We start from the raw sequence: 24,296 nt of genomic DNA, 5'->3' as shown, positions 1-24,296 counted from the left end.
AAATTATTAAAAACCAAAAATTTAAATTATGAGAAAATTTTTACTTGCTATTTTTATAGCACTACCATTTATGTTTATGAGTTGCAGTAGCGATGATGATGCCGGCGGCTCTGATGATGACAATTTTCAGGGAGAGACAAAGTCTTTCCAGCTTTTTTCGGTTGCTGATCCTTCTATTTCTGGAACTGCAACTTTTATGGAAAATGAAGACAACAGTACCACGGTTGAAATTGAACTAGATGGCACTCCAGATGGGGGAATGCACCCGGCACATATTCACTACAATACGGCTGCAGAAGGTGGGGATATTGCACTTACCTTTGAATCTGTAAATGGTTCTACAGGAATGAGTTCTACAACTTTTTCTTCCTTAGATGATGGTACAGATATTACTTATCAGGAAGCCATAAGCTTTGATGGGTATATCAATGTACATTTAAGTGGAGATGAATTAACAACACTAGTTGTCCAGGGTGATATCGGCGAAAACGAACTTACCGGGGAATCTAAAAATTATATGCTCGATGAAAAAGCTGTAGATGGTATTTCAGGAAATGTGATGTTTCAGGAAAGAATGAATGGGGAAGCTTTAGCTACTATTATGCTAGATGGAACTCCAGAAGATGGGATGCACCCGGCACATATTCATATAGGTGCTGCAGCCGAAGGTCCGGGAGCTATTGCCTTTACCTTTAATCCTGTAAATGGAGCTACCGGAATGAGTAAAACAAATATAGCCGAGTTAAATGATGGAACTGCCTTTATGTATAACGATGTCCTTAATTACGATGGCTATGTAAATGTACATTTAAGTGCCGAAGAATTGCCTACCCTTGTAGCACAAGGTGATATTGGAGCCAACGAACTAACCGGCGAAAGTAAAACCTATCAGTTAGATGAAAAAGCCGTAGACGGTATAAGTGGCTCAGTAGTTTTTGAAGAAAGAATGAGTGGAGAAGCTTTGGCTACTATTATGCTAGACGGAACTCCAGACGATGGGATGCACCCGGCACATATTCATATGGGCGCTGCAGCCGAAGGTCCTGGAGCTATTGCCTTTACTTTTAATTCTGTAAATGGAGCCACCGGAATGAGTATGACTCATATAGCTGAGCTAAACGACGGTACTGCATTTATGTATAGTGATATTCTTAGTTATGATGGCTATGTAAATGTACATTTAAGTGCCGAAGAATTGCCTACCCTTGTAGCGCAAGGTGATATAGGTGCTAATGAACTAACCGGCGAAAGCAAAACCTATCAGTTAGATGAAAAAGCTGTAGACGGTATAAGTGGTTCGGTAATTTTTGAAGAAAGAATGAGTGGAGAAACTTTAGCTACTATTATGCTAGATGGAACTCCTAATGGTGGGATGCACCCAGCGCACATTCATATAGGCGCAGCAGCTCAAGGTCCTGGCGACATTGCTTTTACTTTTAACCCAGTAAATGGAGCCTCTGGAATGAGTATGACTCATATAGCTGAGCTAAACGACGGTACTGCATTTATGTATAGTGATATTCTTAGTTATGACGGTTATGTAAATGTACATTTAAGTGCCGAAGAATTGCCCATACTTGTAGCACAAGGTGATATAGGTGATAATGAACTAACCGGCGAGAGCAAAACCTACCAGTTAGATGAAAAAGCTGTAGACGGTATAAGTGGTTCAGTAGTTTTTGAAGAAAGAATGAGTGGAGAAGCTTTGGCTACTATTATGCTAGATGGAACTCCTAATGGAGGTATGCACCCAGCGCATATTCATATGGGAACTGCTGCCGAGGGGCCTGGTGATATTGCCTTTACTTTTAACCCCGTAAATGGAACTACGGGAATGAGTATGACTCATATAGCTGAGCTAAACGATGGAACTTCGTTTATGTATAGCGATGTTTTGGATTTTGACGGTTATGTAAATGTACATTTAAGCGCCGAAGTATTAACCACGCTTGTAGCACAGGGAGATATAGGTGCTAATGAACTAACCGGCGAAAGCAAAACCTATCAGTTAGATGAAAAAGATGTAGATGGTATAAGTGGTTCAGTAGTTTTTGAAGAAAGAAAAAATGGAGAAACTTTGGTTAGTATTATGTTAGATGGAACACCTGATGGTGGAATGCATCCTGCACATATTCACGTAGGTTCTGTTTCTGAAGCTCCCGGAGCTATTGCAATTACCTTAAATTCAGTTAATGGTACTACCGGAATGAGTATGACTAATGTAACTAAATTTAATGGTGAAGATGGGGAAGCTATAGACTATAACGGACTCCTGAATTACGATGGTTATATAAATGTGCATTTAAGTGCTGAAGATTTAGAGACCCTGGTTGCGCAGGGAGATGTAGGTTCTAACTCTTAGTAATTATCAATTAAATATAAGTATAAACCCGGTCTCGATAAGACCGGGTTTTTTTATGCGAATACTTTATCTTTAGAAAACAAATTTTAAAATCGAATTAAGCCTAGGGGGTATTATACCCTTTGGCGGTAGCAAAAAGAAATATTTCATACAAATATTTCTTTTTTTAAATGTTCAGGTTATTGTTGGGTTTTTTATTTTAGCCTATGCAAAAAAATAAGCTTCTATCTCATCTTGAAACCTTTCTTACACCAAGGCGTATTGCTTTATTCGATAAGGTAATTCAAGAAAGAACCAATCATTTTACCGTGGCAACCCAAGACGTTTATCAGCTTCATAATACCAGTGCTGTTATAAGAAGCTGCGAGGTTTTTGGCATTCAAAATATCCACGTAATAGAGGAACGAAAACCTAAGAGAATAGATAGGGAAATAGCAATGGGTGCTCAAAAATGGGTAGATGTTAATCGATATTCAACTTCAAAAGAATGTATTCAGGAATTACGGAATAGAGGATATCAGATTGTAGCGACCACACCGCACGGAGAAAGTACGGCACTGCATGATTTTAATATAGATAAACCTTCTGCGATTTTCTTTGGAACTGAAAAAGATGGATTAAGTGAAGAAATTCTAAGTGAGGCCGATTGTAGTATTAGAATTCCTATGGTAGGGTTTACAGAAAGTTTGAATATTTCGGTTTCGGCCGCTATTATTTTACAGCATATTACTTCGGTATTAAAAAATAGTACTATCAATTGGGAATTATCTATTGAGGAAAAAGAAAACCTTAAATATGAGTGGTTGAAGAAATGTATTAAAAATTCTGATACAATAATATCACGTTACATTTCAGAAAATGTTTAATTTAGTTGAATAATTTTAACAAATGACCCTCTTTTTCTATCTACTTATTGCATTTATTACATTTATTGCTTTTCTGCACGCCTGGGCAAAAAAGAAATACGATATAAGCCGAACTATGGTGATTAATGCACCCAGGGATGTAGTATTTAGTTTTATAAGAAGACTAAAAAATCACCCATTTTGGGTCCCCTGGTTTTTTAAATATCCTAAGACTGTTTTAAAGCAAAAAGGAGAGGATGGTAAAGTTGGTTCTGCTATTTACTGGAAAGGAGATAATAAGGGAATAGGAGAGGGCATTCAAAAAATTATAAAGGTGAAGCATCCCAGGGTTTTTGAAACAAGGGTACTTTTCGTGAAACCTGTAAAAGTAAGTATGCTTACTTATTTTGCTATAAAAGAGCTGGAACCCGGTAAATCTAAAGTGGTTTGGGGAATTAGAGGGAGTTTGCCTTTTCCTCTCTCGGTAATAAGTCTTTTTTACAGCCCTAATAAATTGATGGGAGATGATATTGAAAAAGGACTTATTAATTTAAAAACCCAGATGGAGAAAAAAGTAAAATCTTAATTTCGCTTCAAAACTTTATATTCTTCGTAACATCCATTTAGAGCATCTAGAATTTGTAGATCGTTGGCAGTTTTTAAAAAATCTTTAGAGTAACTACATCTTTGCAGAATTTCATTAAGTTCTACCTCGTTTAAGGGGAGCAAGGCAATTAATGTTTCCCTGTCAAATTTATTTCTAAGCAAGTTTCTAATTTCATCATCTTCTTTCATTTGCCTTAATTTACGCATTTGCTTTGGTTTTTTTCCAAAAATATTATGCATTAAATCGGCAGGGTTGAAAATGGCTCCCAGGTTCCGGGAAATTGCGCTGGCAGAATTGTCGCCGGCTTCATAGCCTGCGTTCAAGCCAGATATGCTGTAGCGATTATTTTCGTAAATTGGGATATTCCTTGCATCAATCTCTAAATATCCGGTAAGGGTAACCGGTTTTAAAACAACTTCTTCTAAGGCAATGCCCAATTCTGTCATTTTTACTTTTACACTTCCATACTTAAGCCAGTCGTTAGTAACCCTAACCTTTATTGACCTAAATCCAAGATATGAGAAATATAGGGTATCGTTTACGGTGGCCTGTAATTCAAAACTTCCATCTTCTTCACTAACGGCACCTTTAACCTGGTTGAGGTTCACGATATGAACTTTTTCAATAGGTTTATCATTGGCAGCATTCATAACCGTTCCGGAAACAACATCCTGGGAGAATGCTTGAAAAGCTAAGCTAAACAGTAAAAGGGTAAACAGAATTTTTTTCATAACAATAAGCGCCTAATTTATAAAATACTTATAAAAAATAATGCCATAAATTAGAAATTAGGCGCCTTCTGTAAATTTAATTTTTGTTGCGTCTTCTTTTTATAGAGCTCTCTATGTTTTTGCTTCGGTTCCCTGATTTTTTTCCTTTTCCAGAACCTCCTTTAAAATCGTTTGAGCGCCTGCGGCCACCAGATTTAAAATCAGGTTTTTTGCCACCTTTATTGAATTTCCCGCCTTTTCGGCCTCCGCCACCGCCGCCGCGTTTTCCACGTCCACCGGTATCTGTGGTTTCTTCAACATTAATAAACCTACCCTGATGTTTAAAGTCTTTAAAAATGCTTAAAACTGCTTCGGTATTTTTTGCATCTGTGTTAAAGAAAGAAAAACTATCTTTTACATCAACTTTATACACATCGTCACGGCCTAAATCTAGTGTTGCTTTAAGGAAGTCTTTTAGACTCATCCAGTCAAAACCATCTTTGGCACCTACATTTATAAAGTATCGGGTAGAATCTCCAGAACCACCTCCATCTGCTGGAGCAGAAGGAGAACTTAAGCCTTGGGAGTTTTTGTAGTAATTAAAGAATCGGGTGAATTCTACTGAAAAGAACTTTTTAATAAGTTCTTCTTTGGTAAAATCTTCCAGTACTTCATTGATGCCCGGTAAGTAGGTATCAATTTCGTGGTTAATTTTTGTTTCTTTAATATCGTTTGCCAAATGAAATAATTGTACCCTGCAAATTTCCATCCCATCAGGGATATCTTTTTGCTCAAATTTTTGCTGAATTATACGCTCAATACTTTTTATTTTGCGCATTTCGCTTTTGGTAACAATTACCATAGAAACTCCGCTTTTACCGGCTCTACCGGTACGGCCACTACGGTGGTTGTAGGTTTCGATCTCGTCTGGTAGTTGGTAATTGATTACGTGTGTAATATCGTCTACATCAATTCCGCGGGCAGCAACATCGGTAGCTACCAACATTTGAATTTGCTTTGTTCGAAAGCTCTTCATAACCAAATCTCTTTGATTTTGGCTAAGGTCTCCGTGCAATGCAGCAGCGCTATAACCATCTTCAATAAGCTTTTCAGCTACTTTTTGAGTATCTCTTTTTGTGCGACAAAAAATCACTGAAAAAATATCTGGATTTGCATCTGCCAGCCTTTTTAGAGCTTCGTAACGTTGTCTTGAATTAACAAGATAGTACTCATGAGAAACATTAGAGGTTCCTTGATTTTTAGAACCTACTGTAATTTCAATAGGAGTACGCATAAATTTTTTGGCAATAGTTGCCACCTCTTTAGGCATGGTAGCAGAAAACAACCAGGTGTGTTTTTCTTTTGGGGTATGGGAAAGAATTGCTTTAATATCTTCAAAGAAGCCCATATTAAGCATTTCATCTGCCTCATCTAAAACGCAAAATTCAATTTTAGAAATGTCTACAAGGTTACGATTTATCATATCCTGCATACGCCCGGGGGTAGCTACAATAATTTGTGCTCCACGCTCAATTTGTCTGGACTGCTCTGTAATACTGGCTCCACCATAAATAGCTACCGGATTAAGTCCTTTTTCAAACTTCGAGTAATTTTTTAATTCGTTGGTAATTTGCAGGCAAAGTTCACGAGTTGGCGAAAGAATTAATGCCTGTGTATGTTTTTTACTTACATTTATTTTCTGGATAAGCGGGAATCCAAAAGCAGCTGTCTTTCCTGTACCGGTTTGGGCCAATGCCACCATATCGGTATCTTCATTTAATAAAACAGGAATCGCTTTCTCCTGTATTTCACTTGGGCTTGTAAAACCCATATCTTCGACTGCTTTAAGAATAGAAGGGTTTAAACCTAATTGTTCAAATTTGTTCATATAAAAAATTAAATAAGCGGCAAAGGTAAGGCTTAGCTGGCAATATATGCCTATCTACTTCTTTTATTTTGAAAGATAGGTAATTAGCTCTTTAAAGGCGATCCCGCGATGGCTAATTTCAGACTTTTCACTTAAGCTCATTTCGGCAAATGTTTTTGAAAAACCTTTGGGTATAAATACAGGATCATAACCAAAGCCCTGGTCTCCACGTTTTTCTAATAAGATTTCTCCCTTACAAATTCCTGTAAAAAGATTTTGGTTATCATTTAAGTTTAGAGCTATCGCAGTTTTAAACTGTGCTTTTCTATTTTTTTTGCCTTCTAATTTATTGAGCAATTTAGTGACGTTTGCCTGGTCATTTTTTCCTTCTCCGGCATAGCGGGCCGAGAAAACACCCGGTTTTCCATCTAAGGCATCTACTTCTAAACCGGTGTCATCGGCAAAACAATCATATCCATAGCGGTGCCTAACATGTTCTGCTTTTAAAATAGCATTACCTTCTATGGTATCTGCGGTTTCCGGAATTTCTTCAGTACATCCAATATCATCTAGAGATAATAGCTCAATATAATGTGGTAAAAGTGCTTTTACTTCAATTAATTTATTTTTATTGTGCGTTGCAAATACAAGTTTCATAAGCCAGGTTTTATTTATGGTGATAGGGTTCGTTTTTTAAAATGGTGAAAGCCCTATAGAGTTGTTCGGTAAAAAAGAGTCTTACCATTTGATGAGAAAAAGTCATTTGTGAAAGCGCAACTTTACTATTGGCCCTTTGGTAAACAGCATCAGAAAACCCATAAGGGCCGCCAATTACAAAAATAAGCTGTTTTAATCCGCTGTTTAATCGTTTCTGAATATATTCCGAAAACTTTTCAGAAGAAAACTCTTTTCCGTTTTCATCTAGAAGCACCAGGAAATCTGAATTCTGAGTTTTAGCCAGTATTAATTCACCTTCTTTTTCTTTTTGCTGATTTTCATCTAGATTTTTTGTCTTTTTAAGATCTGGAATAATTTCAATCTCAAATTTATTATAAAACTGAAGTCGTTTTTTGTAAATCTCGATAAGTTGATTTAATTCTCGCTTATCGGTCTTTCCTATACAGAGTAATTTTATGGTCATTCACTAGATTTTACGCAGACTTTGCTACATTTACAAAAATAAGTATTGCAAATGATCTCAAAAGAACAATTTGAAAAAGAAATAGATTTAATTATAAAAAATGCCATTAGAGAGGATGTTGGCGATGGCGATTATAGTTCTTTGGCCTGTATCCCGCCTGACGCCAGGGGAAAGGCTAAATTATTAGTTAAAGATAAAGGGATTATAGCCGGTATTGATTTTGCTTTACGGGTTTTTAAAGAAGTAGACCCTCAATTAGAAGTTGAAGCTTTAATGGAAGACGGCGATGTTATAGAGCCTGGAAATATTGCTTTTAATGTTGAGGGAAACTCACAATCTATATTAAAAGCAGAAAGGCTGGTTTTAAATGCTATGCAAAGAATGAGTGCCATAGCGACCAAAACCAACACTTTTGTTCGTAAATTAGAGGGTACAAAAACTAAGATTTTAGATACCAGGAAAACCACGCCCGGGATTAGAGCTTTAGAAAAATGGGCCGTAAAAATTGGAGGCGGAGAAAACCATAGATTTGCGTTGTATGATATGGTAATGCTAAAAGATAATCATATAGATTTTGCTGGCGGAATTACAAAAGCTATCAAGAAGACAAATGATTATCTTAAGGAAAATAAACTGGACCTTAAAATTATTGTAGAAGCAAGAAATTTAAAGGAGATTGAAGAAATTCTAAGAAGTGAAGGTGTATATCGTATTTTGATTGACAATTTTAGTTACGAAGATACCCGGCAGGCGGTAAAACTTATTAATGGAAAATGCTTAACCGAATCTAGTGGAGGTATTACGCTTGATACGGCTAGAAAATATGCCGAATGTGGGGTAGATTATATCTCCAGTGGCGCTTTAACCCACTCGGTATATAATTTAGACCTCAGTTTAAAAGCAATATAATGTATGGCGCCCAAAAAAGCCCTTCTATCAAAAATAGAACAATTTTCAAATTGGTGGGAAAATACCACCAAGGGTATGATTCTGCCCGGATTTGATGGCTTGTCTTTTTATGATCTTTGGGAAATTTATTCTGGCGGAATTATAAAAGGAACTTTTTCTACCAGGGCAAGTGCCATTGCTTTTAGTTTTTTTATGGCGCTATTTCCGTTTTTGCTATTTATGCTTAACCTAATTCCCTACATTAATTTTATAGACGATTTTCAGCTGCAGTTCCTAATTTTTATGGACTCATTGTTGCCACCCAATACATCAGATTTTTTTAATGATATATTTCTGGATATTGCCAATACGCCGCGTGGTGGCTTACTTTCGTTAGCATTTATCATTTCTATTTTTTTAATGACTAATGGGGTAAATGCCATTTTTACCGGTTTTGAGTTTTCTTATCATACCAATACCAACCGCTCTATTGTAAGACAATACCTTGTAGCAGTTGGGGTTTCGCTTATAATGGCTTTACTTTTATTGCTTACCGTTATCCTGGCTGTTTATTTAACCTATGCAATAAACGATTTTAATAATTTAGGAGTAGGTTTTAGCGATTTTAGTGCCGCTTTTGTAAAATACCTGGTTTTTGTGTTGCTAATTTACACAGCAGTGGCTACTCTCTATTATTTTGGCACCAAAGAGGCCCGGCAGGCTCGATTCTTTTCTATAGGTGCTTTTTTTACTACTTTTTTGATTTTAATTTTCACATATCTTTTTGGATTATATATTGAAAACTTTTCTACCTATAACGAGCTATATGGCTCAATTGGTGCATTATTAATTTTAATGGTATATATCTGGTTAAATTCAAATATATTGCTGTTAGGTTTTGAATTAAATGCATCATTGATAAAAATGAAGAAAAAAATTAAATAACTTAACCACTTAAAACCTAAAGAACATGAAAAAAATAATCTTCTTATTTATTGCTGTTTTCAGCTTACATTCTATTTCAGCACAAACTGAAATAGGGGGTGCAACATTGCCCAATACTTTAAATTTTGGCTCAGAAAAACTAGTTCTTAATGGAGCCGGAGTAAGAGAGAAATTTTGGATGGATATGTATGCCGGTGGACTTTACCTTAAAACCAAATCGGGAAATGCATCCGAAATAATGAATAAAAATGAGGCCATGGCACTTAAATTGCATATAGTCTCTAAAATGATTACCAGTGAAAGAATGATTGACGCTGTAAACGAAGGTTTTGAAAATGCTACCGGAGGAAATACGGCTCCGCTTTCCGATGAAATCAAGAAATTTATAAGCTTTTTTGAGGAAGAAATCAATAAAGGCGATATTTTTGATTTGGTTTACCTGCCTGAAAGAGGTATGGTAATCTATAAAAATGGAAATGAAAGTGGTACCATTCAGGGATTGGCGTTTAAAAAAGCTTTATTCGGTATATGGCTTTCAAATAAACCAGCCGATAAAGACCTAAAAAAGGGAATGCTGGGTAATGGATAAAAACTGATAAAATGAGAATAAAATTTAACCTGCTTAATCTATTTTTTATTGGAGTTATGCTAATATCTTCAAACTCTAAGGCACAGGAAGTGTTTGGGAAATGGAAAGTAGTGAATGATGAAGGTCGTGTAAATTCTATAGTAGAAATTTATAAAAAAGATAATGCTGTTCATGGTAAAGTTATAAGAATAACAAAAGAAGAAGACCGCGATCGTAAATGCACTGAATGCCCAGGGGAACTAAAAAATAAGCCTATCGAAGGCTTAAATGTTATTCGTGACTTTAAAAAGGAAGGAGATGAGTATGTAGATGGCACTTTAATAGATCCAAAATCTGGAAAGGAATATAAAGGAAAGCTATGGGTTGATGAAGCAGAGCCTAACAAACTTAACGTGAGAGGATATATTGCTTTTTTTTATAAGACTAAAGTTTGGGAACGGGCAGAGTAAGTTTTTAAGAAATTAAATAGTTTAAAAACCATTCTTTTTTGAGGATGGTTTTTATTTTTGAATAAACTAATCATCGATAAGATTTATGGCCCTTAGGTTGATACGGTGGTTAGTTGGCTTATGTCTTGTGGTTTTTTGTAAAGTAGTTTATGCTACTATCATGATTCAAATATGTCGGGGCTTGCCCCCTTGTTAATTAAAACACTTAATACCTCGTAGGTTTTCCTTCAGGTTATTTATTTATTATGTATGCCGTATTTTATAGATGTTATTTTACCATTGCCTTTACAAAAGCGTTTTACCTACGCAATTTCTGAAGCTGAAGCTAATTTTCTACAAGAAGGAATGCGCGTAGCCGTGCCATTTGGTAAATCTAAAATTTATACAGCGATTACGGCTGCAATTCATCAAAATCCACCACAGGTTTATGAGGCTAAACCTATAAATCAAATCTTAGATAAGGCACCTTTAATCACCAATCATCAATTAAAATTTTGGAACTGGATTGCGTCTTATTATATGTGTGCCGAGGGTGAGGTGTTAAAAGCAGCATTACCCGGGGCTTTTTTATTGGAAAGTGAAAGTATTGTGCAACTCACCAAAGAAGCAAATATTGAAGAAACGGAATTAAAAGACGAAGAATACCTGGTAATTGAAGCTCTGCAACGTCAATCCTCGATAAAAATTCAGGAAGTAGCAAAGATTCTGGATAAGAAAAATGTATTACCTATTCTTAATGAGCTTGTACAGAAAGGCTTGGTGTTGCTTAACCAGGAGATTTATGAACAATATAAACCAAAGAAAATACGCTATGTTAGATTAAATTCGATGTATGACAATGAAGCTAATATGCATAGGCTTCTTGATGAACTTGAGAATGCACCAAAACAAAAAGAAGCTTTATTAAGTTACTTTAGCCTTAAAGCACAACATAAGAAGCCTTTAAAAGCGAAAGAGCTTAGTGATAAATCTGGTGTTTCTGCAGCAATTATTAAAAGTTTGATTAAAAAAGAAATCCTTGAGGAATTTTATAAAAAAACCGATAGGGTATCTTTTGAAGAAGAAAGCTCTTTAACTAATATCAAGCTGAGTGAAATACAACAGAAAGCATTTTCGGAAATTGAAGCTGGTTTGGTAGAGCAGGATGTATGTTTGTTTCATGGGGTAACCTCTTCCGGAAAAACTGAAATTTATATTAAGCTCATTGAAAAGGTAATTGACAAGGGGCAGCAAGCGCTTTATGTTTTACCTGAAATTGCATTAACAACGCAACTTATAGATAGATTAAGGGCTTATTTTGGGGATAAAGTTTTGGTTTATCATAGCAAGTATTCAGTTAATGAAAGGGTAGAGGTATATCAGCATATTTTGCAGGATTCGGAAAAAGCCCGCATAGTAATAGGAGCGAGATCATCAATATTTTTACCCTTTGCTAATTTAGGTTTGGTTGTGGTAGATGAAGAGCACGAAACCTCTTTTAAACAATTTGATCCGGCACCGCGTTATCACGCCCGGGATGCTGCGGTGGTTTTGGCGAAATTATTTAAAGCAAAAATTATACTGGGGTCTGCCACCCCCTCCTTAGAATCTTATTTCAACGCGCAACATCATAAATATGCTTTTGTAGAATTAAACCGAAGGTATGCGAATGTTTTAGATCCTGAAATTGAAATTGTAGATATAAAGACTAAATATAAGAAGAAGGAGATGAAAGGGCATTTTTCCGATAGAATGCTTACTGAAATTAAAGATACCCTGGATGGGGGAGAACAGGTTATTTTGTTTCAAAACCGAAGAGGGTTTTCCCCGGTTCTTGAATGCAATACCTGCGGGCATTCTCCGCAATGTCCCAACTGTGATGTAAGTTTAACCTATCATAGCCATAATAATCAATTGCGATGTCATTACTGTGGTTACCATATTGCTATGCAAAAAAAATGTATGGCATGCGATAGCCCCGAAATTACAACTAAAGGCTTTGGGACCGAGCAAATTGAAACCGAACTAAAAGCTATTTTTCCCGATTATAAAACGGCAAGAATGGATCAGGATACTACCCGGGGGAAGTATGCTTATGAAAAATTGATTAATGCTTTTGAGCAGCAGGAAATAGATATTTTAATTGGTACTCAAATGCTTTCTAAAGGACTTGATTTTAGAAAGGTAAATCTCGTAGGGGTTATGAATGCCGACAATTTGTTGAATTTCCCCGATTTTAGGGCTCATGAGCGTAGTTTTCAATTAATGTTGCAAGTTGCCGGAAGAGCAGGAAGAACAAAGAAGCGTGGGAAGGTTTTAATTCAGAGTTACAACCCTCATCACCAAATTATTCAACAAGTTTCGACCGGAGACTATTCCGGGATGTATAAAGATCAGCTGGAGGAACGCTATAATTATAAGTATCCACCGTTTCATCGCTTAATTAGAATTACACTTAAGTGCAGGGACTATTCTAAAACAAACGATGCTGCTGAATGGCTGGCCACAGGAATGAAAAATGTTTTTAAAGAAAATGTATTGGGACCTGAATTTCCTCCTGTTGCACGTATTAGAAATGAGTACTATAAGAATATTTTACTTAAAATCCCACAGCAGCAATCCTTAGGGAAAACAAAAAAAGTCCTGCAACGAATTATGGAAAGCTTTAGGGCTATTGGTGCTTTTAGAGGTGTAAAAATTGTGATTAACGTAGATCCTATATAGGTTGAGTTGGATAGCCTTTCTATAATTAGGAACTAAGAACCATTTTTAGAAAATCTGGTTTATTAAAAAGTTAAAGCAATAAGGACTTGCTTAGTTTTTTCTTTTAATATTTTCTGAAATTGTACTGCGTTAATTTATTCGTTTATAGATGCATATACCGGTACCTTAGGGATTCCAGGATTTGAATCAGAATTAAAAAATCTATTTAATGTCTTTTGGGCTTGCCAGCGGTAAATTTACTGAATAGCACTTAAGGCTTCTACCAGATTTGTTTTTTTATGACGACTAAGAGGTAATTTTTGTTTGTCTATCTCTATATTTTTAGAGTTATAGCGTTCAATTTTATCTAAATTAACTATATAAGATTTGTGTGTTCTAAGAAACTTGTTAGTAGGTAGTTGTTCCTCAAATGATTTCATAGTAGCGAGCACTACAAAATTTTCTTTTTCAGTTACAAATTTCACATAATCTCCAAGAGCCTGGATGTACTTTAATTTATTTAAAAAGACCTTACGATTTTTGAGGTTGCTTTTTACAAAAATATAATCATCATCTTCAGGGGCAGAAGCAATTTGATGCTTTAGCTTATAAAGGTTTATGGCTTTATTAACCGCATTGTTAAAACGTTCTTTCGTTACCGGTTTGTGAATGTAATCTACTGCATCATAATCAAATGCTTTAAAAGCATATTGTGTTTTTCCAGTTACAAAAATAATTTGCGGTTTATTGGGAAGGTCATCTAAAAGTTCAAAACCTGTTAGCACCGGCATTTCGATATCGAGAAATATTAGATCAATTTCGTTATCAAGAAGGCCGTTTTTAGTTTCAATAGCATTGTTATACTCCGCTACAAGTTCTAAGTTAGCATGATCTTTAATCAACTTTACAATAGCTAGGCGCTGTAAGCTGGAATCGTCAACAACAAGGCATTTGAGTAAAATTTCTTCCACGGTAATTCAGGTTAAGTAGAAACAATATTAAACATAAAATATCGTAATTACAAGATAAACTTAGTATAAGTTAAGATTAATTTAAGAATTTTTCTAACCTATATCTCTAATTTTTAACTCATATTTTATCCATATAAAAAGCAATAATAGCAATAAATTTCATATAAATTAGAATAACAGAAGATAGCATTCATTTAATAAGGTTAAATTAAGTAAGCCTGGATCCAGGTTCGAGCTCTAAAAATATTATTTGATTCCTTATAATTTTTAAGAAGGAAATTTACTTTAGAAGTATGCTTTGAGAAAAGAAATAAATAAGTTACTTTTGCAGCCAATTTAATTTAAAGTAAATTTTTATGAACACTTATGAAACTGTTTTCATCTTGAATCCCGTTTTATCTGATGAGCAGATAAAGGAGACAGTTCAGAAATACGAAGAATTTCTTGTTTCTAAAGGGGCCGAGATGGTATCTAAAGAAGATTGGGGGCTTAGAAAATTAGCCTATCCAATTCAGCACAAAAAAAGCGGATTTTACCATCTGTTTGAATTTAAAGCTCCAGGAGAGGCTATAGAGCCATTGGAACTTGCTTTTAGAAGAGATGAGCGTATGATGCGTTACCTAACTGTAAAGTTAGATAAGCACGCTATCGCCTGGGCTGAAAAAAGAAGAAATAGAAGACAACAAGAAAAAGCGTAAGTATGGCTACATCTATTGAACAACAAGCAAAAGGAAAAAAAGATGGAGAGATTAGATATCTTACTCCTCTTAATATAGAGACAAGCAAAACGAAAAAGTATTGTCGTTTTAAAAGATCTGGAATTAAGTATATAGATTATAAAGATCCAGATTGGTTAATGGGCTTTGTTAACGAACAAGGGAAACTTTTACCTCGTCGTTTAACAGGTACCTCTTTAAAGTACCAAAGAAAAGTGGCTGTTGCTGTTAAAAGAGCGCGTCATCTTGCGTTAATGCCATATGTTGGTGATTTATTAAAATAAAAAGAAGCAATTATGGAATTGATACTTAGAAAAGACGTAGATAATTTAGGGTTTAAAGATGATGTTGTAAACGTTAAAAATGGTTACGGCAGAAATTATCTTATTCCTCAGGGGTATGCACATCTTGCTACTCCTTCTGCTAAAAAAGTTTTAGCAGAAACCCTGAAGCAAAGAGCTTATAAAGAGCAAAAACATATCGATGAAGCTAAAAAGCAGGCAGAAAAACTTAATAATGTAGAGATTAAGTTAACTGCTAAAGCTGGTGCCGGAGACAAATTATTTGGATCTATTACTAACGGCGATCTTGCTGAGGCTTTTGCTAAGGAAGGAATTGAAATCGACAAGAAATTTATTAGCATCGCAGGTGGAAACATCAAGAGATTGGGCCAGTATGAAGCAACTTTACGTTTTCATCGTGAGGTAGTTACTACTTACAATTTTGATGTAGTATCTGAAGCTTAATTTATTTTATAATAAAGTTGAAAGCCCGCTCAAGTAGTGGGCTTTTCTTATTTTAATGAGCCCCTACTGTAATTGAGGTTTCGGGGTATTATTTTCGTCAAGCTAACCTGGTTTTGACTCTTAAAGAGCATAGAGGTACAACCCAGTCAGGCACTAAAACAAATTTAAGATGACGATTTTGTAGATTTATAATAATTTTTTTGAAGATGAAATATTCCAGATTAACCAAAGAGCAGTTTGAAGAAATGAAGCAGGAATTTATAAATTTCCTTGCTTCGCAATCTATTACTGCGGATGAATGGGAGAATATAAAAAAAGACCAGCCAAAAGTTGCAGAGCAGGAACTTGATGTTTTTAGTGATCTTATTTGGGAAGGTGTTTTGAATAAAGTAGAGTACCTGGAGCATTTTTCAGCCAATCAAATCTATCTATTTCATATAACAGAGGTGAGTATTCATCTTATTGCTATAAAGATTGAGCACGAGGGGGTAGATCTTACTACAAGAGAAGGTTATAGTTGGTTGCAAACTAACTTGCTGGATGAATCTGTGAATATATACACCTCTTCTAAAGCTTTAAGTGATGATAGGAACAAAGATATATTTGCGCTTATAAAACAGGGGAGCAACATTACTAAGGGCGAATTATTTAAGTATTTTGATAGAATGGTGGAGAAGTAGATTTGAAAAAATGATGTATGAGGAAATGTTTCTTTTTTTAAGTAATTGATCTTCTTAAACATTGTCTATTGAAAGTATTTAAGATTGAAATAACAGGGCAGACTTTTTTGAGTCTGTCTTTTTTTTAAGTATAACCAACTATAATTCAAGATTACATCTCAAAAATTGGTTGTGAATTGAAATATTAGTTTGATTTTAAACTAAAAGTATCTAATCACTATACAGGCCTGGTCAAGGTTTTATTACCTAAACTATTGCCTTCTCTGTTTAATTTTATTGGTCATCAAACGGAAATATATATTGGATTTCTATTTTGAAGTGGAGTAAAATATTTAGAAAGTTTTTCTGCATATAAAACTTATTGCGGTTGTATATATGCAGTAAAGGTCTTGTTTAACGAATTATTTATAAGGTACTTTTTAATAGTTACAAAAATCAATCTCGATATAGATTCTTGAATAAAACTTGTTTGTTAAAATAGAGATATATGCAGGGAACAGGGTTTATTGGCTTTTAGAAATAGCTTAAACACCATTAGCTAGCGAATCAGTAGAATACTTTCAATGCCAAAATAAAAGCCTTTAGAGCACAATTAAGAGGAGTAGGAAATACCGAGTTCTTCTTATTTAGACTCGAAAAATTATTTGCTTAAAAAAGCAAAAACCCAGAAAATGGTCTTGATCCATTTTGATTATGCGGGACTAGTATAAAAAATAAAAGCTCCACATCTTTGTGGAGCTTTTATTTCTTTGTAGCGAGAACGAGATTTGAACTCGTGACCTCCGGGTTATGAATCCGACGCTCTAACCAACTGAGCTACCTCGCCATTTTCTTGTTAGCCGGCTATTGGCCTGACTTAACGAGCATTTTCACCAACTGTGATTGCGGGTGCAAATATATAAACATTTTGTATTGACGCAAACTTTATTTTCTAAAATATTTATTTTGTTTTCTTTTTATCCTTCTAATTAATATCTATATTGCCCAAAACTAATTATATCTAAAAATGGAAGATAAGATCAAGTACGAAATGGAATTTCCCATTCAAGCTTCTCCTTCATTGTTATACCAATATATATCAACTCCTTCAGGATTAAGCGAATGGTATGCAGATAATGTAAATTCACGAGGTGAATTATTTACTTTTATTTGGGAAGGAAGTGAAGAAAAAGCCAAATTGGTAAGTAAAAAGAGCGATGAACGCATAAAATTTAAGTGGTTGGACGATGAAGATACTCCATATTTTTTTGAAATAAGAATACAGGTAGATGAAATCACTAAAGATGTTTCTATAATGATTACTGATTTTGCCGATGATGAAGATGAAGTTGAAGAGGGAAAGATGCTTTGGGAAAATATGATTTCAGATCTAAAACACGTTTTAGGATCAGTTTAATATTTCTAAGATAAACATTACATTTGCCCCGTTCTAAAACGGGGTTTTTTTATGATAAATATAAACGGAAAATTAGTAGAAGAGAATCAAGCATCACTTTCTATAGCGAATCGAGGATTTGCCTATGGAGATGCTGTTTTTGAAACCATTCGGGCAATTAATGGAAAAGTAATGTTCTGGGAAGATCATTACTTTAGGTTAATGGCTTCTATGCGTATTATGCGAATGGAAATTCCGGCGAGTTTTTCTCCCGAATTTTTAGAAAAGGAAATATTGAGTTTAGTAAAAGAAAACGGACTGGATACTCACGCCGCTCGTGTAAAGTTTTTTGCATTTCGTCAAGAAGGCGGATATTATAAGCCTACCACACGTGAAATTGGTTTTATTATAACTGCCGAAGAACTCCAAAATGCTTTTTATTTATTGAATGAAGAGGATTATGAAGTAGAGCTCTTTAAAGACCATTACATTACCAGTGGTCTATTTTCTACAATAAAATCTAATAATCGTGCTATTAATGTATTGGGCAGTATTTTTGCTTCAGAAAATGGATACGAAAACTGCTTTTTAATCAATGAAAAGAAAAATGTTGTAGAAGCTCTTAATGGAAACCTTTTTCTTAGAAAAGGTGATAAGATTAAAACTCCACCGCTTTCAGATGGTGCTTTAAACGGAATTACCAGAAAAAAACTTTTAGAGATAATAAAAACTCTACCAGATCTAAGTATAGAAGAAGCTTCTATCTCTCCATTTGAACTTCAGAAAGCAGATGAATTATTTATAACAAATGTTATTTGCGGTATTCAACCTGTTACAAAATATCGTAAGAAAAAATTTGAGAACAAATCGGCTAAGGATTTACTTTCAAAGTTAAATGTAAAGGCAAGATTGGGTTAATTATAACTTGGGTTTTCTGGAGCATTAGACCATAAAAGGTATTCGCCTCCTAATTGCATCATCTTGTCTTTCCAAAAAGAACCATAAGGACGTTCAATAATGTCTTTGGTGTCATCATTTGTAGTAATTATCCAGGCATGTGAATCGAGCTCTTCACTTAATTGATTGGCATCCCAGCCAGAATAGCCTAAAAAGAAACGTATTTCTTTCTCGCTTATAAGCCCTTGCTGAATAAGTTCGGTAACGACCTCAAAGTTGCCACCCCAATAAATCCCGTTGGCTATTTCTATACTTTGCGGAATAAGGTCCGGGATTTTATGAATAAAGTATAGGTTGTCTTGTTCTACAGGTCCGCCGTTGTATATTTTGAAGTTACCGGAAAGATTGGGAACAAGGTCTTGTAGGGTGAAGTCTAAAATTTTATTAAGTATGAAACCAACCGAACCTGCATTAGAATGCTCGGCGAGCAATACCACAGATCGGTTGAATGCAACATCTCCAATTATCGATGGTTCTGCTACCAATAGATGGCCTTTGGTTGGTTTTAAAGCAATCATTTTAGCATTGTTTTACTCTAAGCTACCATTATTTGAAAAAAAAATCAAATAAAATGCTAAAATTTTTCATTAAAAAAGCCTCCCAAATGGGAAGCTTTTAGTGCTTTACTAATTTAAATTATTAGTTTACAGCTTTTTGTAAATCTGCACCGGCTTTAAATTTAACTACATTTTTAGCAGCAATTTTAATAGTTTTTCCGGTTTGTGGGTTTCTTCCTTCTCTTGCAGCTCTTTTAGAAACTGACCAGGATCCAAATCCTACTAAAGAAACGCGATCTCCTTTTTTAAGAGAACCTTCTACGTTTTCTAAGAAAGATTCTAGTGCTTTTTTAGCTGCTGCTTTAGAAATACCAGCATTTTCGGCCATTGCGTCAATTAAATCTGTTTTGTTCATAATTTGAATTTTAAATAAACTGTTGGTTAAACATTCTGTTAAATTGCCTTACAAATTTATATGGAATTCTCGGCCGTGCAAGTAATATCAAGGGAAATGCAGGATTTTGTTAATAAGTCGGGCATTTTGTTGATAAAGAAGTCTCCATTTAGTTGATTTTCTTCCGTTTCAATAACCATAAGGGCTTAGAAGAATTTTGCCTCATTGAGGAAGGCATAACCATTTAAAAGTGATTTTACATCCATTTTTCTTTTTCCGGGAAGTTGTAACTCTTCAATTATTAAATAGCCATCTTGCACAGCTACTTTCAACTTTTTATCTTCAATGAGAATACTACCATTTTCTAAGTTATGATCGTAATTTTCTTTTTTACATTGATAGATCTTAACCTTTTCGTCTTTTTTACCATTAAAAAAATAAGACCAGGCGGCGGGATAAGGATTAAGTCCGCGTATTAAATTGTAAATTTGATCTAAAGAGTCGTTCCAGTTAATTTTGGTATTTTCCTTAGTTAGTTTGGGGGCTTCTTTTAGCTCTAAATTAAGCGGCTGTGGGGTAGGGGTTACATTTCCTTTTTCAATTAGTGTGAGTGTTTCCACCACCAGGTGAGCCCCTAAACCCATTAGTTTATCATGTAATTCACCTACGGTTTCTTCTGTACCTATATTCACTTCCTTCTGAAGAATCATTGCACCGGTATCAATTTTTTCATCCAGAAAAAAAGTAGAAACCCCTGTTTTTGGCTCGTTATTAATAATTGCCCAGTTAATTGGTGCTGCACCTCTGTATTGCGGAAGCAGCGAAGCGTGAAGGTTAAAAGTTCCAAGTTTTGGTAAATCCCAAACCGCTTTAGGTAGCATTCTAAATGCAACTACCACCTGTATGGTTGGGTTTAAAGCTTCTAAATCTTCAAGAAAACTTTTGTCCTTTAAATTGGTAGGCTGCAAGAGCTTTAATCCTTTATCTTTTGCAAATTTTTTTACAGCACTTTCCTGTACTTTTCTACCACGACCCGCTGGCCTATCGGGAGCGGTAATTACACCTACCACATTATACCCAGCTTCTAATATGCTACTTAAACTTGCAACAGCAAAGTCTGGTGTTCCCATAAATACTATTCTTATTTCACTCATCAATTTTTTATTTTATAGATATTCCCCGTTTCTCTGAAAATTATTTCTTTGTCTATTAATAGGCGTAAAACCTCTAAAACCTGATCTTCAGGGTAATTTATTGCTTCAGTTAGTTCCCGGGATGAAGCATTTTTAATTTTTAAAACTTTTGTAATCGCTATATAAATAGCATTTTTAACTTCTCGCGTTAGCGGTGTTACGTTTTTTTGGCATACAGAACAAATTTTACAGTCTCCTGCTTTTTCTTCTCCAAAATAGGCTAGAAGTTGTCTGCTTCGGCATAAATTGTCGTTTTCCAAATAATCTAATACCGCATCTATTTTTTCTTTTTTAGAATTATTATATTGTTTTATATAGGGTGCGAGTGGAAAAATAACCGAATCATCTTCCCGCGGTACCAAAAATAAAACCGTAGCATCATGTTCGGCATATACGTATTCCAATAGTTGAGCCTTTTCAAGTTCTTCAAGGTATTTAAGTGCTGTATTTTGATCTATACTCGATTTTTTACAAATTGAAGCCAGGTCTATATTGGTTTTATTCTCTAAAATCCCACCATAGGTCCTAAGAAGTGCACGAACAAATTCTTCATATTTTTGATTTTGATCTAAGTAAAACTGAAGCTGCTTTCCTGAAACGCTAAAATGGATACTGGTTTTTTTATGGAATTCTTTAGAAAGCTTCAAAATACTACAGCGGTCCAAGAGCTGAAGAGCTTCGTAAGTTTTTGAAAACGGTAATTCGTATTGAGCACAAAATTTGGAAAAGCTAAAGTTGTGCTCGGTTTGTTCACCCTCGCCATAAGCTATCCTAAAATAAGTGTTTAGTTTTTTATAGACCAGTTTTACATCTTCCAGTTGGGGTAAATTTGCCAAAAATTGACTCTTTAAAACCGGAATATCACCTTTATTGGTTAAAATAGTGGCAACGGCTTTTTCCCCATCTCTTCCGGCTCTTCCGGCTTCCTGAAAATAGCTTTCTAAAGATTCTGGAAGATTTAGATGAATAACCTGGCGTACATCGGCTTTATCTATCCCCATACCAAAAGCAGTGGTGGCTACCATGATTTGGTGTTTGTTTTCCAGCCATTCATTAAGTCTTCGGGTCTTTTCATTTGGCTGTAAACCACCATGAAACGCATCAGCACTATAGCCCTTTTTATTTAAAAAACCGGCAATTTCAAGACTTGCTTTTCGGCTTCTAACGTAAATTATTGCCGGTTCATTCTTAGTTTTTAGTAGCTTACTAAGATGGTAGTATTTGTCTTCCGCTTTTAATACATTATAGGCAATATTTGCCCTATAAAAAGAGTCTTTAAGTACATCTATATTTTCTAGCTCTAACTCTTTTATAATGTCTTTTACAACTAAAGGGGTTGCAGTGGCTGTTAGTGCTATAAATACCACCTCAGGTTTTAAATCTTTTAATAGACAAATATTTCGGTAAGCCGGCCTAAAATCATGGCCCCACTGTGAAATACAATGTGCTTCATCTACGGCAATTAGATTGACGTTCATCAATTTAATACGCTCCTTCACCAGGTTTTGTTGGAGTCTTTCAGGCGATAGGTAAAGAAATTTATAATTTCCGTAGATACAATTATCCAGGGCGGTATCAAGATCCTGGTAAGTCATTCCCCCGGTTAAAGCCATGGCTTTTATTCCCTTTTGCTGAAGGGCATTTACCTGATTTTCCATTAAGGCCACTAACGGCGAGACCACGATGCATATTCCTTCCTGTAATAAAGCCGGGATTTGAAAACAAAGTGATTTTCCGCCCCCTGTTGGCATTAGTGCCAGGACATTCTTTTGCTTAAGGACTTTTGCTATTATAGGTTCCTGTAGCGATCTAAAGGACGAATGTCCCCAATATTTTTTTAATATGTAATGTGCGTCTTGCAAATAGCTTATTCAATTTGGTTTAATATAAATTGAACTCTTTCTTTAATTGAAGTTTTTGGAACCTCAATGGGGCTATAACCATATTTCTTATAGGTTTCAAAAAGGTGTTTTGAAATTAAACTAGCTTCTTTAAAAGATTCGTAACGCTCGTTATCACTTTGGTAAATTTCTTCCCAGGGTGGTAAAAAGAATATTTTATCGTAAGGATACTCTTTACAGGCATTGGTAAAATATGCTGAATATGCTGTATTGAAGTAATCCATATACGCCAGTACATCTGGAATACCGCGATCTATAAAGATAGGGGAAGTAGGAATCATATCGGCTTCCCGATGCTGTATTTTTCTTCCTTCCAGTAATTTTTCACTAAAAAGTACGGGCTTTTCCAGAAATAACTGAGAAATCCCTTGCTTTTGTGCTTCTAGGGTAACCTGTCTTGAAATTTCATGTAGACATTCATGCCCGTGTTTTTCAAGTTGGCGAATGATAGAAGATTTTCCTGTACCGGGGCCACCGGTTATTACTATTTTTTGCTTTTTCACGCTTCAAATTTCGACATTTGAAATTGATTATAAAAATGTTTGCAATCCTTGTATCTTTGCAAACTAAATTTAAGTTAGAAAGCTATGAGTGGAACGAAAGATCAGGAAGAGTTTTACAGTAAATTAAAAAGTCAATTACAAGATACCTCGCTATGGCCAACCGAATATTTATATAAGTTTATAGTGCCAGCTAATTCTAATCGCATAGAAAAGATTGAAGAGATTTTTGATAATATGGGAGCGGTAATTACTACCAAAAAATCTAAAAAGGGAACTTATATTAGTGCATCAATTAATGTTCGTATGAGAAATCCCGATGCAGTTATTGAAAAATATAAGGAAGTGGCAGCAAAGGTAGAGGGTGTAATTTCCCTATAATTCTTATAAATTTTAAAACGAGAATTTTTAAATTTGCCTTTTAGCATTTGAAGTTTCTGTCTTTTTAAATTATTAATTTTTTATCTATCTCAATAATATTTAGTACTTTGCCGTTCTCAACTATCACAGGCGAATTTCTAAAAGGAGGGCCTGAGAGGCATTAAATGGAAGAAATTTGATTTTGAAACAAACTTCAAGGTGTTTAAGTCTCGATTATCGAATAAAGTATTACCATATAAATTTCAATTTTGACACACGCATTAGAATATAACTCTGAAAGGAGCCACTTAATTATTCCTGAATACGGGAGACATCTTCAAAAAATGGTGGAAAAAGCCGTTGAGATAGAGGACGATAAAGAACGTAACCAGGTTGCAAAATCTATAATTTCTGTAATGGGAAATATGAATCCACATCTACGCGATGTGCCCGATTTTCAGCATAAACTATGGGACCAGTTATTTATAATTAGTGATTTTAAACTCGATGTGGAATCACCTTTTCCCAAGCCCAGTAAAGAATTGTTGGAAGAGCGTCCCGAGATGTTAGATTATCCACAAAATTTCCCAAAATATCGTTTCTACGGGAATAATATCTACCGAATGATAGATGAAGTTAAAGATTGGGAAGAAGGGCCATTAAAAGAAGGTTTGGTTTTAACAATAGCCAACCATATGAAAAAGTCTTATCTAAACTGGAATCGTGATACGGTAGAAGATAGTATTATTTTTGAACACCTTAGAGAACTTAGTGATGGTAAAATTAACCTTAAAAATGCCGATGAAGATCTTAGTGATGCTTCAAATTTAATTAGAAATAAAAAGAAACACAGCGGTAAAAGCAATCATTCTAAAAAGTCCAACCGTAAAGGAGGATCCGGACGTAAGCGCTACTAAAAAA

The 24,296-nt window shown here is 35.0% G+C and carries 26 protein-coding genes and 1 tRNA gene; 16 read left to right on the top strand and 11 right to left on the bottom strand.

Annotated elements, in window-relative coordinates; genetic code table 11:
* Positions 1–28: 28 nt before the first annotated feature.
* From I6U50_RS02975 to I6U50_RS02965, 3 genes are all read left to right on the top strand, one after another.
* Positions 29–2,362, top strand: coding sequence for a hypothetical protein (locus I6U50_RS02975; protein WP_198637792.1), 2,334 nt, complete (start codon positions 29–31; stop codon positions 2,360–2,362).
* Between the two features lie 206 nt (positions 2,363–2,568).
* On the top strand, positions 2,569–3,228 hold the full coding sequence (locus tag I6U50_RS02970; protein ID WP_198637791.1) for a TrmH family RNA methyltransferase: 660 nt from the start codon (positions 2,569–2,571) through the stop codon (positions 3,226–3,228).
* Positions 3,229–3,250: 22 nt separating this feature from the next.
* Positions 3,251–3,793 (top strand): SRPBCC family protein, encoded by a 543-nt coding sequence (locus tag I6U50_RS02965; protein WP_193709631.1) that lies wholly within the window; start codon positions 3,251–3,253, stop codon positions 3,791–3,793.
* Here the strand turns inward: I6U50_RS02965 and I6U50_RS02960 are convergent.
* From I6U50_RS02960 to rlmH, 4 genes are all read right to left on the bottom strand, one after another.
* Positions 3,790–4,545, bottom strand: coding sequence for a carboxypeptidase-like regulatory domain-containing protein (locus I6U50_RS02960; protein ID WP_193709630.1), 756 nt, complete (start codon positions 4,543–4,545; stop codon positions 3,790–3,792). The two genes, I6U50_RS02965 and I6U50_RS02960, sit on opposite strands and share 4 nt — an antisense overlap.
* 76 nt (positions 4,546–4,621) lie before the next feature.
* Positions 4,622–6,412 (bottom strand): DEAD/DEAH box helicase, encoded by a 1,791-nt coding sequence (locus tag I6U50_RS02955; protein ID WP_198627223.1) that lies wholly within the window; start codon positions 6,410–6,412, stop codon positions 4,622–4,624.
* Between the two features lie 63 nt (positions 6,413–6,475).
* On the bottom strand, positions 6,476–7,048 hold the full coding sequence (locus I6U50_RS02950) for a non-canonical purine NTP diphosphatase (RefSeq protein WP_198637790.1): 573 nt from the start codon (positions 7,046–7,048) through the stop codon (positions 6,476–6,478).
* A gap of 10 nt (positions 7,049–7,058) precedes the next feature.
* The gene (rlmH, locus tag I6U50_RS02945) at positions 7,059–7,532 is read right to left on the bottom strand and encodes a 23S rRNA (pseudouridine(1915)-N(3))-methyltransferase RlmH (protein ID WP_198627221.1); all 474 of its coding nucleotides are present in this window, start codon (positions 7,530–7,532) and stop codon (positions 7,059–7,061) included.
* Positions 7,533–7,583: 51 nt separating this feature from the next.
* On the opposite strand from rlmH, the gene nadC reads away from it, so the two are divergent.
* The 5 genes from nadC (at position 7,584) to priA (ending at position 13,106) form a co-directional block, all read left to right on the top strand.
* The gene (gene nadC, locus I6U50_RS02940; protein ID WP_198637789.1) at positions 7,584–8,441 is read left to right on the top strand and encodes a carboxylating nicotinate-nucleotide diphosphorylase; all 858 of its coding nucleotides are present in this window, start codon (positions 7,584–7,586) and stop codon (positions 8,439–8,441) included.
* Positions 8,442–8,444: 3 nt separating this feature from the next.
* Positions 8,445–9,365, top strand: a complete 921-nt coding sequence (locus I6U50_RS02935; RefSeq protein ID WP_193709625.1) for a YihY/virulence factor BrkB family protein — start codon at positions 8,445–8,447, stop codon at positions 9,363–9,365.
* 25 nt (positions 9,366–9,390) lie between these two features.
* Positions 9,391–9,954, top strand: coding sequence for a chalcone isomerase family protein (locus I6U50_RS02930; RefSeq protein ID WP_198627219.1), 564 nt, complete (start codon positions 9,391–9,393; stop codon positions 9,952–9,954).
* 11 nt (positions 9,955–9,965) lie between these two features.
* On the top strand, positions 9,966–10,403 hold the full coding sequence (locus tag I6U50_RS02925; RefSeq protein ID WP_227740267.1) for a DUF2147 domain-containing protein: 438 nt from the start codon (positions 9,966–9,968) through the stop codon (positions 10,401–10,403).
* 249 nt (positions 10,404–10,652) lie between these two features.
* Complete coding sequence (gene priA / locus I6U50_RS02920) at positions 10,653–13,106, top strand: replication restart helicase PriA (protein WP_198637788.1); 2,454 nt, start codon at positions 10,653–10,655, stop codon at positions 13,104–13,106.
* 236 nt (positions 13,107–13,342) lie between these two features.
* Here priA and I6U50_RS02915 read toward each other — a convergent pair whose 3' ends face one another.
* Positions 13,343–14,056: a LytR/AlgR family response regulator transcription factor gene (locus tag I6U50_RS02915; RefSeq protein WP_193709622.1), complete on the bottom strand. Its 714-nt coding sequence runs from the start codon at positions 14,054–14,056 to the stop codon at positions 13,343–13,345.
* Positions 14,057–14,412: 356 nt separating this feature from the next.
* Here I6U50_RS02915 and rpsF point away from each other — a divergent pair, with 356 nt between their 5' ends.
* From rpsF to I6U50_RS02895, 4 genes are all read left to right on the top strand, one after another.
* Entirely contained in the window at positions 14,413–14,754 is a 342-nt protein-coding gene (rpsF, locus tag I6U50_RS02910; RefSeq protein WP_075327083.1) for a 30S ribosomal protein S6, read from the top strand.
* A gap of 2 nt (positions 14,755–14,756) precedes the next feature.
* Positions 14,757–15,056, top strand: a complete 300-nt coding sequence (gene rpsR / locus I6U50_RS02905; RefSeq protein ID WP_193709621.1) for a 30S ribosomal protein S18 — start codon at positions 14,757–14,759, stop codon at positions 15,054–15,056.
* A 12-nt stretch (positions 15,057–15,068) separates the two neighbouring features.
* On the top strand, positions 15,069–15,518 hold the full coding sequence (gene rplI / locus I6U50_RS02900) for a 50S ribosomal protein L9 (RefSeq protein WP_198637787.1): 450 nt from the start codon (positions 15,069–15,071) through the stop codon (positions 15,516–15,518).
* A gap of 206 nt (positions 15,519–15,724) precedes the next feature.
* Complete coding sequence (locus tag I6U50_RS02895; RefSeq protein ID WP_198627216.1) at positions 15,725–16,198, top strand: DUF6495 family protein; 474 nt, start codon at positions 15,725–15,727, stop codon at positions 16,196–16,198.
* 752 nt (positions 16,199–16,950) lie between these two features.
* Here the strand turns inward: I6U50_RS02895 and I6U50_RS02890 are convergent.
* A tRNA-Met gene (locus I6U50_RS02890) sits at positions 16,951–17,024 on the bottom strand.
* A 180-nt stretch (positions 17,025–17,204) separates the two neighbouring features.
* On the opposite strand from I6U50_RS02890, the gene I6U50_RS02885 reads away from it, so the two are divergent.
* Positions 17,205–17,594, top strand: coding sequence for an START-like domain-containing protein (locus I6U50_RS02885; RefSeq protein ID WP_193709618.1), 390 nt, complete (start codon positions 17,205–17,207; stop codon positions 17,592–17,594).
* Positions 17,595–17,645: 51 nt separating this feature from the next.
* Positions 17,646–18,491 (top strand): aminotransferase class IV, encoded by an 846-nt coding sequence (locus I6U50_RS02880; protein ID WP_198637786.1) that lies wholly within the window; start codon positions 17,646–17,648, stop codon positions 18,489–18,491.
* Here I6U50_RS02880 and I6U50_RS02875 read toward each other — a convergent pair.
* From I6U50_RS02875 to I6U50_RS02855, 5 genes are all read right to left on the bottom strand, one after another.
* Positions 18,488–19,048 (bottom strand): YqgE/AlgH family protein, encoded by a 561-nt coding sequence (locus I6U50_RS02875; RefSeq protein ID WP_193709616.1) that lies wholly within the window; start codon positions 19,046–19,048, stop codon positions 18,488–18,490. The two genes, I6U50_RS02880 and I6U50_RS02875, sit on opposite strands and share 4 nt — an antisense overlap.
* 121 nt (positions 19,049–19,169) lie before the next feature.
* Complete coding sequence (locus I6U50_RS02870) at positions 19,170–19,442, bottom strand: HU family DNA-binding protein (protein ID WP_057483012.1); 273 nt, start codon at positions 19,440–19,442, stop codon at positions 19,170–19,172.
* A 185-nt stretch (positions 19,443–19,627) separates the two neighbouring features.
* The gene (gene fmt / locus I6U50_RS02865; protein WP_198637785.1) at positions 19,628–20,575 is read right to left on the bottom strand and encodes a methionyl-tRNA formyltransferase; all 948 of its coding nucleotides are present in this window, start codon (positions 20,573–20,575) and stop codon (positions 19,628–19,630) included.
* On the bottom strand, positions 20,575–22,476 hold the full coding sequence (locus I6U50_RS02860) for a RecQ family ATP-dependent DNA helicase (protein ID WP_198637784.1): 1,902 nt from the start codon (positions 22,474–22,476) through the stop codon (positions 20,575–20,577). Before I6U50_RS02860 ends, fmt begins: the two co-directional genes overlap by 1 nt.
* A gap of 5 nt (positions 22,477–22,481) precedes the next feature.
* Positions 22,482–23,018 carry an AAA family ATPase gene (locus I6U50_RS02855; RefSeq protein WP_198637783.1) on the bottom strand — a complete coding sequence of 179 codons (537 nt, stop codon included), beginning with the start codon at positions 23,016–23,018 and terminating at the stop codon, positions 22,482–22,484.
* A gap of 84 nt (positions 23,019–23,102) precedes the next feature.
* On the opposite strand from I6U50_RS02855, the gene I6U50_RS02850 reads away from it, so the two are divergent.
* Positions 23,103–23,396 carry a DUF493 family protein gene (locus I6U50_RS02850; protein WP_193709612.1) on the top strand — a complete coding sequence of 98 codons (294 nt, stop codon included), beginning with the start codon at positions 23,103–23,105 and terminating at the stop codon, positions 23,394–23,396.
* Positions 23,397–23,644: 248 nt separating this feature from the next.
* Positions 23,645–24,292 carry a DUF4290 domain-containing protein gene (locus I6U50_RS02845; RefSeq protein WP_198637782.1) on the top strand — a complete coding sequence of 216 codons (648 nt, stop codon included), beginning with the start codon at positions 23,645–23,647 and terminating at the stop codon, positions 24,290–24,292.
* The last annotated feature ends 4 nt before the right edge of the window (positions 24,293–24,296 follow it).

The sequence above is a fragment of the Salegentibacter maritimus genome, assembly GCF_016236975.1.
GTDB classification, from domain to species: Bacteria; Bacteroidota; Bacteroidia; order Flavobacteriales; family Flavobacteriaceae; genus Salegentibacter; species Salegentibacter maritimus.
This window is presented reverse-complemented; position numbering and strand designations above follow the sequence as displayed.